This is a genomic window from Pseudomonas sp. 5Vm1k (assembly GCF_056161485.1).
The window spans coordinates 23,788-37,963 of sequence record NZ_JBSPCZ010000011.1 but is presented as its reverse complement, the minus strand read 5'-3'; the positions used below and the strand labels follow the sequence as shown (position 1 = coordinate 37,963).

The 14,176-nt window shown below is 60.5% G+C and carries 10 protein-coding genes; 4 read left to right on the top strand and 6 right to left on the bottom strand.

From position 1 onward, the window contains the following. Positions 1 to 15: 15 nt before the first annotated feature. The 5 genes from ACWIKB_RS21145 to ACWIKB_RS21125 form a co-directional block, all read right to left on the bottom strand. On the bottom strand, positions 16 to 1,485 hold the full coding sequence (locus tag ACWIKB_RS21145; RefSeq protein ID WP_475269205.1) for an efflux transporter outer membrane subunit: 1,470 nt from the start codon (positions 1,483 to 1,485) through the stop codon (positions 16 to 18). Then, a complete protein-coding gene (locus tag ACWIKB_RS21140) occupies positions 1,482 to 1,955 on the bottom strand; it encodes a MarR family winged helix-turn-helix transcriptional regulator (protein WP_475269204.1) in 474 nt (157 codons plus the stop codon). Before ACWIKB_RS21140 ends, ACWIKB_RS21145 begins: the two co-directional genes overlap by 4 nt. Before the next feature lie 330 nt (positions 1,956 to 2,285). After that, positions 2,286 to 5,954 (bottom strand): translocation/assembly module TamB domain-containing protein, encoded by a 3,669-nt coding sequence (locus tag ACWIKB_RS21135; protein ID WP_475269203.1) that lies wholly within the window; start codon positions 5,952 to 5,954, stop codon positions 2,286 to 2,288. Beyond that, positions 5,951 to 7,678, bottom strand: a complete 1,728-nt coding sequence (locus ACWIKB_RS21130; protein ID WP_475269202.1) for an autotransporter assembly complex protein TamA — start codon at positions 7,676 to 7,678, stop codon at positions 5,951 to 5,953. Before ACWIKB_RS21130 ends, ACWIKB_RS21135 begins: the two co-directional genes overlap by 4 nt. 65 nt (positions 7,679 to 7,743) lie before the next feature. Then, positions 7,744 to 8,394: a GNAT family N-acetyltransferase gene (locus ACWIKB_RS21125; RefSeq protein WP_475269201.1), complete on the bottom strand. Its 651-nt coding sequence runs from the start codon at positions 8,392 to 8,394 to the stop codon at positions 7,744 to 7,746. Positions 8,395 to 8,691: 297 nt separating this feature from the next. Between ACWIKB_RS21125 and xthA the strand changes: the two genes are divergently transcribed. Beyond that, positions 8,692 to 9,504, top strand: a complete 813-nt coding sequence (gene xthA / locus ACWIKB_RS21120) for an exodeoxyribonuclease III (RefSeq protein ID WP_475269200.1) — start codon at positions 8,692 to 8,694, stop codon at positions 9,502 to 9,504. 192 nt (positions 9,505 to 9,696) lie between these two features. Continuing rightward, entirely contained in the window at positions 9,697 to 11,037 is a 1,341-nt protein-coding gene (locus ACWIKB_RS21115) for a substrate-binding domain-containing protein (RefSeq protein WP_475269198.1), read from the top strand. A 169-nt stretch (positions 11,038 to 11,206) separates the two neighbouring features. Here ACWIKB_RS21115 and ACWIKB_RS21110 read toward each other — a convergent pair whose 3' ends face one another. Beyond that, positions 11,207 to 12,436: an acyl-CoA dehydrogenase gene (locus ACWIKB_RS21110; RefSeq protein WP_475269197.1), complete on the bottom strand. Its 1,230-nt coding sequence runs from the start codon at positions 12,434 to 12,436 to the stop codon at positions 11,207 to 11,209. A gap of 177 nt (positions 12,437 to 12,613) precedes the next feature. On the opposite strand from ACWIKB_RS21110, the gene ACWIKB_RS21105 reads away from it, so the two are divergent. Continuing rightward, positions 12,614 to 13,543 (top strand): LysR family transcriptional regulator, encoded by a 930-nt coding sequence (locus ACWIKB_RS21105; protein WP_475269196.1) that lies wholly within the window; start codon positions 12,614 to 12,616, stop codon positions 13,541 to 13,543. A gap of 204 nt (positions 13,544 to 13,747) precedes the next feature. Further along, complete coding sequence (locus ACWIKB_RS21100) at positions 13,748 to 14,149, top strand: MerR family transcriptional regulator (RefSeq protein ID WP_054053745.1); 402 nt, start codon at positions 13,748 to 13,750, stop codon at positions 14,147 to 14,149. Positions 14,150 to 14,176: the final 27 nt, after the last annotated feature.

Here is a 14,176-nt window from a genome sequence, read left to right as displayed (position 1 = left end):
GACAGTTACCTTGAATTAGTTGTTCAGCTTGGCTGGAGCTGGATTGGCCGAGGCGATGGTTTCGGCCTGGAAGCCGCCGCCGAGCGCCTGCATCAGTTGGATCGACAAGTCGATCTGCTCGGCATTCAGGTCCGCCAACTGACGCTGGGCCTGGAGCAATTGCTGTTCGATGCTGAGCACGTCCAGGTAATTGCCGATGCCGGAACCGTAGCGTTGGACCACGGTGTTGTAAGAATCTTGAGCAATCTCGGTGGCGTGCTGCTGAGCACCAATCTGCCGGCCGATATCGCGTAACTGGTTGATGGTGTCGCTGACATCACCCAGGGCTTTGACCAGGCTCTTGTTGTACTGCGCCACCGCCAGGTCATAGTCGGCGTCGCGGGCATCGAGGTTGGCGCGCAAGCGGCCACCGTCGAAAATCGGCACCGAGATGGTCGGCGCGATGTTGAAGAAACGACTGGCCGAACCGAGCATCGCGTCACCCAATAAGGATTCGGCACCGGCAGCGGCGGTAAGGTTCAGGTTGGGATAAAACTGGGTTTTGCTCGCGGCGACGTCCTTGCTCGCGGCTTCAACCCGCCAGCGTGCGGCGACCAGGTCCGGGCGACGACCGAGCAATTCCGCCGGCAACACCGACGGCAAGGCCACGGCGCTGGCCTGGAGGATCTTCGGCCGGGCGATTTCGTTGCCGCGATCCGGGCCTTTGCCCAGCAGCACGGCTAGGGCGATTTTCGCGCTGTTCAGGCGTTTTTCCGCATCGATCAGGCTGGCTTCGGAGCTGGCTTCCAGGCTTTCGGTTTGCTGAAACTGGTACTGACTGTCGATCCCGGAACTCAAGCGGCGCTGGCTCAGGTCGAGCATTTGTTTGGTGCGCTTGAGGTCATCATTGGCCAGGTCATAAACAATGTGCGCCTGACCCAGATCGCTGTAGGCGCGAGCGACGTCGGCGGACAGGGTCAGTTGCGCGGCCTGTTGATCGACTTCGGCAGCGCGAGCCTGGCCCAACGCAGCTTCCCAGGCGTCACGCTGACCGCCCCAAAGGTCGAAGTTGTAATTGAAACTGGCGCTGACATTACGCACGGTGGCGTAGGCATCGCCCTGCCCGCGCGGGTCCTGATCCTTGGCCAGGCGCGAACGGCTGACGCCGGCGCTGGCATCGAGGGTCGGCATCCGCGCGGCATCGGCGGCATACGCGGCGGCGCTGGCCTGGTGGGCGCGGGCTTCGGCGATTTGCATGTCCGGGCTGTCGTGCAGGGCTTCGCGGATCAGACCGTCGAGTTGTGGGTCGCCGAGGCTCTTCCACCAGTCGCTTTTCGGCCAGGCCGCCGGCGACAGGGTCACGCCCGTGAGGGATTGCCCGGCCTTGAGGCTTTTCGCATCGAGGCTTTTGCCTTCAGTGGTGAGGCCGCTGTAGCTGGCGCAACCGGCCAGGGTCATGGCCGCCAACACCAGGCTCAGGCCGGTACGCAAGGTTTTGCTGCTCATTTGTCACCTACCCGCAGCAGGGTGATCGAGTCACCGGCTGCCACCAAGATTTTCTTCAGGATCTGTTCCAGGGTGCTCAACTCGTCCGGCGTGATGGCGCCGGCCAGTTCATTCATGGCGTCGGCACCGATATCCGGCAAACGATCAGCCAGTTGCTGGCCCAGCTCGGTCAGCACCAGTTGCACCTGTCGTCGATCGGCCTCGGAGCGTTGGCGGGCAAGGAAACCTTTCTGTTCCAGACGATCGAGCATGCGCGTCATCGAACCGCTGTCCAGGGACAGGTGACGGCACAGTTCAGCCGGGGTATCGACGCCGAACTGGGCCATGATGATCAGCACTTTGAACTGCGCGGCGGTGATGCCGTGGGGTTCCATGTGCGTGTCGATGATCCGGTCCTTGAGCAGCGCGGCGCGCCCGAGCAAAAGGCCGAGATGGCAATGCTTGAATTGTTCCGGGGTGAAATGCTTCATCTGACCACCAATTAGCTGCCTAGGCAGAGAATGTATGTCGAGATGTTACTGCCTAGGCAGCGAATGTCAACGTAATAGTTAGGATGCTTTGTATTTTGTTGATGAGCGGCGGGGTTGAAAAGCAAAAAGATCGCAGCCTTCGGCAGCTCCTACAGGGGTTTTGTGTACACCCGTAGGAGCTGCCGAAGGCTGCGATCTTTTGATTGATCGTTCCCACGCTCCGCGTGGGAATGCCTCTTGGGACGCTCCGCGTTTCGCTCTTGAATCGTGACGCAGAGCGTCGCCGGCTGCATTCCCACACGGAGCGTGGGAACGATCAGATGGGCGAGTCTAGAAATCCCGCTTGTAGAAGATGTCCAGCGAACTCGCCACGCCGCTGGCGGCTTCGAGGTAAACCTTCTTGCTCAGTTTGTAGCGCAAGGCAATGGTGTTGGCCGGTTCAAACACGCCGACGCCATAACGCAAACTGAGTTTCTCGGAGATGTTGCCACTGGCCACCACGCTGGTGGTGTTGCCGCTGCCCTGGGTGTCGAGCTGGAAGTCTTGAATGCCCAAGTCCTTGGCCAAGCCGCTGGTCACCCCGGAACTGCCCATCAAGCCCAACCCCAGTGCTGCCTGGGCCAGCATGTTGTTGTCTTCGCCGTTGGTGCTCAGCGGACGCCCGAGCACCAGATAGGACAACGCCTGCTCCTGGCTCATGGCCGGTTCGGAGAAGATTTGCGTGGTTGGCTGCTCGGCGCTGCCGCTCAAGCGAATGCCAGCGATGACGTCGTCAGTCTGGCGAATCGCTTCGATGTCCAGGTACGGTTGATCGATCGGGCCGGCGAACAGCAGCCGCGCGCGACGCACCGTCAGGCGCTGGCCGTAGGCGCGGTAGCGACCGTCGTTGAGCCATAGTTCACCACGGGTGTCCATGTTGTCGCCGATGTGCACGTGACCTTGCAGATTCGCGGTCAGGCCAAACCCGGCAAAGCTCAGCTTGTCATCACCGACAACCACATCGATGTCCATTTTCATGGCAATCGGTGGCTTGCCCTGTTCGGTCTGCGCACCGACGATCACCGTGTCATCGGAGACCTTGACCGTCGACGGCGGCAATTCGCGCACGGTGATTTCACCCTTGGGCACCAGCACTTTGCCGGCGATGGCCAGTTCGTCGCCCTTCATCGAGATTTTCAGGTCCGGCGCCACTTCGAGCTTGGCGTAAGGCTCGACAGTGACCGGCAATTGCGTGCCTTTGAGCGCCAGATCGACGACCAGCGCCTGCCCCCAGGCGATGTTGCCGTTCAAGCTGCCCTGCCCGCTCTTGCCGCTTTTCCAGCCGCCATTCAATTGCACGGTTTCGCCGGCAATCACCGCTTGCAGCTGCAAGGCCTCAAGGTCCATCGGCAATTCAGCCCCGGACACCTCGCCATCGCTGAGCGTGAGGTTGCCGTTGACCTGCGGCGCCAGCAGCCCACCCGAAAGCGTGCCGCTGCCATTCAATCGGCCGGTGAGTTTCTCGACCATCGGCACAAACGGTCGCGCCACTGACAAGTCCAGACCGTTGAGGCGGAATGAGCCGACCAGAGGTTTGTTCTTCGCCAGCGGGTTGATCTGCGCCTGCACCATCAGCTCGCCGAGCTTGCCGCCGACGAAGTTGAGGTCGGTGTCGATGCGCTTGGGCGTGAGTTTGCTGGTGAGTTTCAGGGTCTGGTAGGGGAAGTCCAGCCACTGATCCTTCTCTTTCATGCGCAGGGTGCCGCCGCTGGCATCAATGCTGATCTGACCGTTCGGGCCACTGGCCGGCAGGTCCAGTTGCAGGTCGGCGTTTAGCTTGCCCTTCCAGGCGAAATCCTTGGGCAACCACTGGGCCAGGCTGTCGATCGGGAATTGCTTGAGGTGATAACGCAGCTTGGGTTCCGGCATCAGCCGTTGGTCTTCGCCGCACAGACTGGCCGGCCCGGACATCCAGCAATGGGCGCCGAAATTGATTTTGCCGTCCGCCAGCCGTTCCAGCTTCGCCGGACCTTGCAGCTTCCAGTCCTGGCCGCCAGCCTGGATATCGCCGCTGGTCAGGCGTCCGCGCCAGTTGCCCTTGTCCAGTGCGCCGTCGAGGCCAAGCGCCAGTTTCAGCTGCGGGCCTTGCAGGTCGAGGCTGAGTTTCTGGTTTTTGATATCGCCCTGACCGCTGGCGGTCAGGTTACCCAGCGAGGTGTCGCCGGCCTGAATGCCGCTGCCCTTGAGGTCGATCTTGGCCCGTTGGGCGCTGTCGAGCGTCGCGTCGAGGTTCAGGCTTTGCAGGCGATTGTCTTCAAAGGCCAGTTGCGAACCTTGCAGCCCGAGCTTGCCTTGGGGCGCCTTGAGCGTGCCGGCGACATCGACCCGACCGTTGAGTTGACCGCGCAGTTGCGGCCAGAGCTGGGCCAGGCGCGGCATTTTGATGTCGATCTGCCCGGCAAGCTTTTGTTGCAGGCTGCCCTTGCCGTTGATGCTGTTGTCGCCGAGGCGAATCTGTAGCGCATTGAGGTTCCATTGCTCACCAGCCCCATCGGCCTTGGCCTGGATCACCGCCGGTTGGCCGCGCAATTTGCCTTTCAAATCGAGGTCGGCGCTCAGGCTGAGTTTGTCATTCTTCATCTCGCCTTTGCTGCGCAACGGTCCGGCCAATGTACCCGGCAACTCCGCCATCCAGTAAGCCGGGTTGATCGCCGACAGGTCCAGCGCAGTGTCCCAGGCAATGCCATCGGCGAATTGCAGGTTCAGGTGGCCCTCGGCCTTGCCCTGCCCGGCTTCGAGCTGGAATTGTTGCAGGTAGATTTTTGTCAGGTCGCCAGCGAACGGGCTGCTCAGGCTGAACGCCCCGGCCGGGCCGTCCAGCGCGGCTTTGAAGTTGCCGAGGTATTTGCCGTCGGTGTAAGAGACTTCGCCGTTGAAGCTGCGCAACGTCACCTGTGGCTCGTCGATCAGCGGATAGAGGCGGTGCCACGGGAAGTCCAGCCAGTCGATGTTCGCCTGTGCGCTGAGGCCTTTGCTCCAGTCGAGGTTGCCGGTGAGCTTGAGGCTTTGCTTGTCGTTGGCCGTCAGGTCCAGCCCGGCAATTTGCGCGCCCTTGGCGTCGACCTTGCCTTGCAGCAACAGCGCGACCGGGCCTTGCTCGGCCGGCAACGTGGCTTTGCCGAGCAACTGGTAACCGTTTTTCAGGTCGCCTTCGCCGGTGAGTTCCAGTTGATTGAGTTGCAGGGTGTCCGGCAGATCGGCGCTGGGCTTGAAGCCGTCGGCGGTGATCCGCACTTTGGCCGGTAGATTTTCCACCAGTGGTTGCAGTTCGCCGGTCAGTTGGCCGTCCAGGTAACCGCTGCTATCGGCTTTCAGGTTCAGGGTTTTCAGCAAGTCGCCATCAACCTTCAAGGCCAGCGTCCAAGGCGCGGGCGTCGACATTGTCAGCTTGCCTTCGGCGCTCAGCGGCCAGTTGCCACCGGGTTGCAGCAGGCCGGAGAGGTTCAGGCTCAGGTCATCTCGCTGCAATTGCACCGAGTCAATCTGCAAGCCTTTGGCCGTCCAGTGCGCCGCCAGTTGCAGGCCTTTGAGCTCTTCGCTGCCATTGAACAACAGACTGCCGACCTTGACGTCGCCCAGCTCAATCGCCAGCGGCAGTTTCAAATCTGGAAGTTTGATTGGACCGCTGCTTTCCTCTTCCACGCCCGGCGGGAATTGCAGGCTGACTTGATCGGCCTGAAGTTGATCGATGCACAAAGTCATCCGCGTCAGGCACAGCGGCGACCAGGCGAAAATCACCTTGTTCAGCTCGACGCGGCTGCTGTCCTGCTGCCACAACAGATGATCGACGCTCCACTGCCCGCCCAAACGGCCCTGGAAATTCTCCACGGTCAAACCCGGCACAAACCCCAGCGCCCAACGGCTTCCCGTCGCCGTGCCCAGCACCGTGGCCACGGCCAGTACGATCAGCATCAGCAGCGTCAGAATCGCCAGCAGCGTTATTTTCAAACCACGATTCACAGCTCAGGCCCCATGGAAAAGTGCAGTCGAATGCCGCCGTCATCGTCCATCGCGTGAGCCAGGTCAAGGCGGATCGGCCCTACCGGGGAAACCCAGCGCACGCCGATACCGACACCGGTCTTGAGGTTTGGCAGTTCGAGTGTGTTGAAGGAGTTGCCTTGGTCGATGAAGGTCGCGACCCGCCATTTCTCGGCGATGGAATATTGATACTCGACGCTGCCGGCAATCATGTAGCGGCCACCGATGCGATCGCCCTCGGAGTTTTCCGGGGACAGGCTCTGGTAGTCATAACCGCGCACGCTCTGATCGCCACCAGCGAAGAAGCGCAGGGACGGCGGCACCGATTTGTAGCCGTTGGTGGCGCTGCCACCGACCTGCACCCGACCGAGGAAGCGGTGATTATTGAACACCGTGGTCAAGCCTTTGATCAGCGCAGTGCCGTAGACCAGATTGGTATCCGAACCCAGCCCTTCCTTGGCGACTTTGGTTTCGAACGTCAGGCGATAGCCGTTGTGCGGGTCGATGCGGTTATCGCTTTTCAGATACGAATAACTCACGCCGGGCATCAGCAAGGTGCTTAAACCGGAGTCATCACCGAGGGTGTATTCCTCGCGCTGCCATTTGAGCGACACCACCCGTTGCCAGCCGCTGGGCAACTTGCTGTGCCATTCAGGGCCGAGGGTCAACAGCTTACTCAGAGAATCGGTGTCGGCGATTTCTTCGTATTGATAACCGGCGGCCCAGCGCAGCTTGTCGGTGAGCGGCGGGTCCAGGGGAATGTCGTAGAACACCCCGACGTTCTGCCGTGGCGCCGACACTTCAGCTTCCCAGCCATAGCTGTCACCCTGCGGGTTGACCCAGTGCCGGGTCCAGTTGGCCTTGATTCGCGGCCCGACGTCGGTGGAGTAACCCAGGCCCAGGCCCATGGTTCTCGGTTTACGGGTGTCGAGTTTGACCGCCACCGGGATCACATCGTCCTTGGACGCGGTCGGTGCGGCGTCCACTCGGACGCCTTCGAAGTAACCGCTCGATTGCAGGGCCTGGTTGAGTTCGGCGATCAGTTCGGAGTCGTATGGCGCGCCAGCCTTGAACGGCACCATGCGTTGCAGCAGGTCTTCGTCGAACGGCGTGTCGCCTTCAAACGTGACTTTGCCCAGGGCATAGCGCGGGCCGCTGTCGTAGATCAGTTCGACGTCTGCCACACCGGCGCGCGGGTCCACCAACAGTTTCTGGCTGGTGAAGTGGCCGCTGAAGAAGCCGAAGCGAGAAGCTTGGTTCTGGATCAGGCGCTTGGCGTCTTCGTAATGCCCATGATTGAGCACCGCGCCGGGCTTGAGCAGCTCTGGGGGCGGTGCGCGAAAGGATTTGAGGGAGGCGGCTGGCCCGTCAATGCGCACGGTGACGTTGCGCAAATGGATCGGCTCGCCGGGATCGATCTTCAGCGTCAGGCGCGGTTTCTCGCCGCCCTTCACTTCGCTGTCAATCTGCGGCTGGTAATACCCCAAGGCCTGGGCGGCCTTGCGCGCCTGTTCCTCGGCGCCACGACTGAAGCGCAGCAAAGCTTCTTCGTCACGATCGCCGAGGCTGCCGATATAGCCCTCTATATTGGCTTTCAGTTCATCGTTGGACGGTTTGATCCGCACATCCAATTCACTTTGCGCCAGCGCCGTGCAGCTGGATAACAGCATGAGCACGCCACTGGTAAATCTTCCTGGAAACTTCATAGGCGCGGATGCTATCACGAGCTTGGGAGCGTGATAGAGCCTGGCGTGCGGTGAAAGTTCTACCGCTATGCCGTTGCTGTTTGTAACACCTGAGGATTGGCGTGGAAAAACACGTGCTCGCGGATCGGTCCTACGGCCACTTCGCCGATTTCCTCATAGCCTTGGCGCTTATAAAACTCAAGATAGCGAGGATTCCCGGTGTCGAGGATCACACCTTCCGAGTGTTCATCCACTGCGCACCAGTTGTGCACCGCTTGCAGCAGTTGTTCGCCGAAGTGTTTGCCCTGGAATTGCGGGTGAATCCCCAGCAATGGCAGCACATGCACCGCATCGGACGGCACGCACGCGGTGACGGCATCGTGGTATTCGAGGTAGCGGCGGGTGCAGCGGAAACCGGTGCTGAGCACCATGCGCAGGCGCCAGGCCCAGCTTTCGGTGATGCCCAAGCGGCGCTGTGGCGGCGCGATCAGGGCGATGCCGATCAAGCGGTCATTGACCAGCAGGCCGATGGCCGGCAAGTCCTGAAGGAAGTGTTGCTTGACCAGTTCGCGCACTGTTGCCCGCACCCGCTGCTCGTATCCAGGGCGCTCGGCCTCGAACAGGTAGCCGAAGGTCGGCTCGTGGCGATAAGCCTGGTACAGCAAGGAACGCGCTTCGCGGGAGTAGCCGCTGTCGAGCATGTGGATATCGGCGATGGCGGTCGAGGTTTCAGGCATAACGGTAGTTCTCCCCGGGGCACCGTTCAAATGACGGCACTCTTCTGGTTACGAGCCTATAGCGCTGGCACAGTTCCTTTCTGATCCGAATCAGTGTTGCGGCTCAGGCCGTCTTCGCGAGCAAGCCCACTCCCACACAGGTATAGACCAGACTCATCACCTGTGGGAGCGGGCTTGCTCGCGAAGAGGCCGGTCCTGGCGACAAAAGACCTACGCCAAACACGAATCCCCTCACCCCAACACTGGCCCCATTCCTACATGTCAGCTAGCATCGCCCTTTTGCCAGGACTGCCGACCATGAAGATCGTCTCCTTCAACATCAACGGGCTGCGCGCTCGCCCGCATCAGCTGGCAGCGCTGATTGAAAAGCATCAACCGGATGTCATCGGCCTGCAGGAAACCAAGGTCCACGACGACCAGTTCCCGCTGGCCGAGGTTCAGGCCCTGGGTTATCACGTGTATTTCCATGGTCAGAAAGGCCATTACGGCGTCGCCATCCTGTCGCGCCAGGAACCGCTGGCCCTGCACAAAGGCTTCGCCACCGATGAAGAAGACGCCCAGCGCCGTTTCATCTGGGGCACGTTCGCCGACGCCAATGGCGTGCCGGTGACGATCATGAACGGCTATTTCCCTCAGGGCGAAAGCCGCGACCACCCGACCAAGTTCCCGGCCAAGCAACGTTTCTACAACGATCTGCAGCACCTGCTGGAAAGTCAGTTCAGCAATGAGCAGCCGGTGGTGGTGATGGGCGATGTGAACATTTCCCCGGAAGACTGCGACATTGGTATCGGCCCGGACAACATGAAGCGTTGGCTGAAAACCGGTAAGTGCAGCTTCCTGCCGGAAGAACGCGAGTGGATGGCGCGCCTGAAGAACTGGGGCCTGGTGGACAGTTTCCGTCATCTGAACCCGGACGTGGCCGACCGTTTCAGCTGGTTCGACTACCGCAGCCGCGGCTTTGAAGACGAACCCAAGCGTGGCCTGCGGATTGACGTGATCATGGCGTCCCACGGCTTGTTGCCACGGGTGAAGGATGCGGGCGTGGATTACGATTTGCGAGGGATGGAAAAGCCGTCGGATCATGCGCCGATCTGGCTTGAATTGAGCTGATATCCCAGGTTCTACACAGATCCACTGTGGGAGCGGGCTTGCTCGCGAAGGCGGAGTGTCAGTCGACACCTCTATTGACTGACGCTCCGCCTTCGCGAGCAAGCCCGCTCCCACATTTGGAAAGCTGTCATCTTTCGGAAATCTTACTGACTTATTCTCCCGGCACTTCCTTTGGCTTATTAAGGTGCCGGCATGATGCTGCGCGTATTGTTCCTGTTAATGGTGTGTGTCTGCCTGCCGTTAACGGCCACCGCCAGCGACCTGCCTACGCCTGAAAATGGTCCGGTGCTGCGCATTCAGGGCTCCAACACCATTGGCGCGGACCTGGGCCCGGCGTTGGTCGCCGGGTTGATGCATGAGCAAGGCCTGCTCAAGGTGCACAGCGAAACACCGGACAAGGCCAACGAACAACGTATCGTCGGGCTAACCGCCCAGGGTCGGCGGGTGGTCATCGAAGTCGCGGCCCACGGTTCCAGCACCGGTTTCGCCGCACTGAAAAGCGCCACCGCCGACCTCGCCGCCTCTTCCCGCCCGATCAAGGACAGCGAACTGGCGGACCTCAAATCCCTCGGCGACCTGAAAAGCCCCGCTGCCGAGCAAGTCATCGCCATTGATGGACTGGCGATCATCCTCCACCCGCAAAATCCGCTGAATCAGCTCAATACCGAACAACTGGCGCGCATTTTCAGTGGCGAAGTGAGTACGTGGGAAGAGATCGGTGGCGTCGGTGGGACGATTCATCTGTATGCGCGGGATGATCAGTCGGGCACCTACGACACGTTCAAGGAATTGGTTCTCAGTCGGCGTGGGAAAACCCTGAATAGCGCGGCGAAACGGTTCGAGTCCAGCGAGCAGTTATCCGACGCGGTCAGCCTCGACCCACAAGGCATCGGCTTTATAGGTCTGCCCTATGTGCGCCAAGCCAAAGCCGTGGCCATTGTCGACGGGCAGTCCCAGGCGATGTTGCCGCTCAATAGCTTGATTGCCACCGAGGATTATCCGCTGTCCCGGCGGCTGTTCTTTTACCTGCCGCCCAACGGGAAAAATCCCTGGGCCGAGGCGCTGGTGACGTTCGCGCAAAGCAGCAAGGGCCAGGCGATTGTCGCGGCCAATGGCTTTATCGCCCAAACGGTGCAGGCCATGGCGGTTACGCCGAATGCGCTGATGCCCGAGGGTTATCAGGCCCTGAGCCGGCATGCCCAACGCTTGACGGTGAATTTTCGCTTCGAAGAAGGCAGCGCGAGCCTGGATAACAAGGCCCGGCAGGACCTGCATCGGGTGCTCGACTATATAAAGCAACACGACAAAGCCAATCGCGAGGTGACGCTGGTGGGATTTGGCGATGCCAAGAGCGATCCGGCGCGGGCCGATCTGCTGTCGAAGCTGCGAGCAATGGCGGTGCGGCGAGAATTGGTGAAAAACGGCGTAGTGTTTCGCGAGATTCGTGGCTTTGGCGCCGAGATGCCGGTGGCGGCGAATAGTGCGGATGAGGGGCGGATCAAGAATCGGCGGGTTGAGGTTTGGGTGTACTAAAGCGGCGTGCGAACAACTGTGGCGAGGGAGCTTGCTCCCGCTCGGCTGCACAGCAGTCGTAAAATCAGACAACCCGGTACATCTGAACCAACCGGGTTGCCCATTTTATTTTAGGGCCGCTTCGCGCCCCAGCGGGAGCAAGCTCCCTCGCCACAAAAGCCCTGCGGTCTTAATGACTGCTACGCATCATCTCTTTCGGCACATATTTGCCGATCTCGAATTTGCCGATCGCCGCGCGGTGCACTTCGTCCGGGCCGTCGGCCAGGCGCAGGGTGCGTTGCATGGCGTACATGTAGGCCAGCGGGAAATCGTTGGAGACCCCTGCCCCGCCGTGGATCTGGATCGCCCGGTCGATCACCCGCAAAGCAACATTCGGCGCGACGACTTTGATCTGGGCGATTTCGCTCTTGGCGATCTTGTTGCCTACGGTGTCCATCATGTACGCCGCTTTCAACGTCAGCAGCCGTGCCATGTCGATTTCCATCCGCGAGTCGGCAATCTTGTCGATATTGCCGCCCAGGCGTGCCAACGGTTTGCCGAACGCGGTACGGCTCACCGCCCGTTTGCACATCAGTTCCAGCGCGCGCTCGGCCATGCCGATTGAGCGCATGCAGTGGTGAATCCGGCCAGGGCCAAGGCGACCTTGGGCGATTTCGAAGCCGCGTCCTTCGCCCAACAGAACGTTTTCGTACGGCACCCGCACATTTTCAAACAGTACTTCGGCGTGGCCGTGCGGCGCATCGTCGTAACCGAACACCGGCAGCGGCCGAACGATCTTCACGCCCGGCGTATCAACAGGCACCAGGATCATCGAATGCTGGGCATGACGCGGCGCATCGGGGTTGCTCAGGCCCATGAAGATCAGGATCTTGCAGCGTGGGTCGCAAGCGCCTGACGTCCACCATTTCTTGCCATTGATCACCCACTGGTCGCCATCACGCACGGCGCGGGCCGCCATGTTGGTGGCGTCGGACGAGGCCACATCCGGCTCGGTCATGGCGAACGCCGAACGAATCTCGCCGCGCAGCAGCGGTTGGAGGTAGCGCTGCTTCTGTTCTTCGTTGGCGTAACGCACCAGCACTTCCATGTTGCCGGTGTCCGGCGCCGAGCAGTTGAACGGCTCCGGCCCCAGCAGCGAACGGCCCATGATTTCTGCCAGGGGCGCGTATTCGAGGTTGGTCAGGCCGGCGCCGAGTTCGGACTCAGGCAGAAACAAATTCCACAACCCTTCAGCCTTGGCCTTGAGTTTGAGTTCTTCCATGATCGCCGTCGGCTGCCAGCGATCGCCTTCGGCGACCTGACGCTCGAACACGGCTTCAGCGGGGTAAACGTAGGTGTCCATGAACGCGGTCACGCGCTCACGCAGTTCCTGAACCTTGGGCGAATAAGCGAAATCCATGAGCAATTACCTTCTTGGGCAGAGGTTGTTTAGGTCATGTATCGATGCTAGAACAGCGTTGATAATTTACCTAGCCTATTCTCGGCGTGTATTAACATTCATCACCGATATATGATCGGGTGATCGCAAAGGCCTCCGGCCACAACAAAAAGCCCCAAACAATAAGAGTGCCGCGCAATGAATCTGAGCAAGGTCGACCTCAACCTTTTCATCGTCTTCGACGCGATCTACACCGAAGCCAACCTGACCCGCGCCGGGCAGATTGTCGGCATTACCCAGCCAGCGGTCTCGAACGCTCTGGCCCGCCTGCGCGAGACCTTCAACGACCCATTGTTCGTGCGCACCGCCCAAGGCATGGTGCCGACACCGATGGCCCAGAACATCATCGGCCCGGTGCGCAACGCCCTCTCACTGCTGCGGGTGTCGGTGCAGGAAAGCCGCATCTTCAACCCGTTGCAGGCGGTCAAGACCTACCGCATCAGCATGACCGACCTCACCGAAGCGGTGATCCTGCCAGCACTGTTCCAGCGTCTGCGTCGCCTGGCGCCGGCGGTGATCATCGAAAGCTTCCTGTCCAAGCGCCGCGAAACCACCAAGGAACTGGCGGCCGGTCGCCTCGACTTCGCAGTGGATGCGCCGCTCAACACCGACCCGCAAGTGCGCCACGTCAAGTTGATGGAAGACCGTTACGTGTGCGCCATGCGCAAGGGCCATCCGCTGGCGGGCAAAGAAAAATTCACCCTCGATGATTACCTGTCATTGACCCACATCCACATTTCCAGCCGTCGCAGTGGTTTGGGGCATGTCGACCTGGCGCTGGGGAAAATGGGGATTCAGCGCAAGATCGCCCTGCGCTCCCAGCATTACTTGATGGCGTCCCAGGTGTTACAGCAGACCGACATGGTCATGACCGTGCCGGAGCGCTTCGCCCGTCGCCATGATTTGCATGCGTTTAATCTGCCGGTGACTGATGTGCCGCCAGTGGAGACTCATCTTTACTGGCACGAAAGCACAGACCAGGACCCGGCCAACCGCTGGATGCGCGAGCAGATGATCGAGTTGTGCCAGCAGGTGACGGCGCAGGAGAAAAAGCTCGATAAGGTGTAGGACTCTGGATCGCGTTATCGTTCTTCGCGGGCAAGCCTCGCTCCTACAGGTTGTGTCGTAATGCGAAATTCCGCGAACGACACTAAACCTGTAGGAGCGAGGCTTGCCCGCGAAGAGGCCAGCAGCAACACCACAACCCCTGCCCCTTGACGTAAACGTCAACCTGACATTAGCTTAGCGCCATGACCTTCTTCGAGCGCTTCCATGAGCAGCCAGACCTACAGCATTTCCGACCTCGCCCGCGAGCTCGACATCACCACCCGGGCCATTCGCTTTTATGAAGAGCAAGGCCTGCTTAGCCCCGAGCGCCGTGGTCAGGAACGCATCTATTCGCCCCGGGACAAGGTCAGCCTGAAGCTGATCCTGCGGGGCAAGCGCATCGGCTTTTCCCTGGCCGAATGCCGCGAGCTGATCGAACTCTACGACCCCACGGGCGGCAATCAGAAACAGCTGCAAACCATGCTGACCAAGATCGCCGAACGTCGCGAGCAGCTTGAGCAACAGATGCTCGACATCGAACAGATGAAGCTGGAACTGGATACGGCGCAAGAGCGCTGCACCCAGGCGTTGGAGCAGACGATCAAGAGTCAGGAAGCCATTCAATAACCCACGACTATCCCCTGTGGGAGTGGG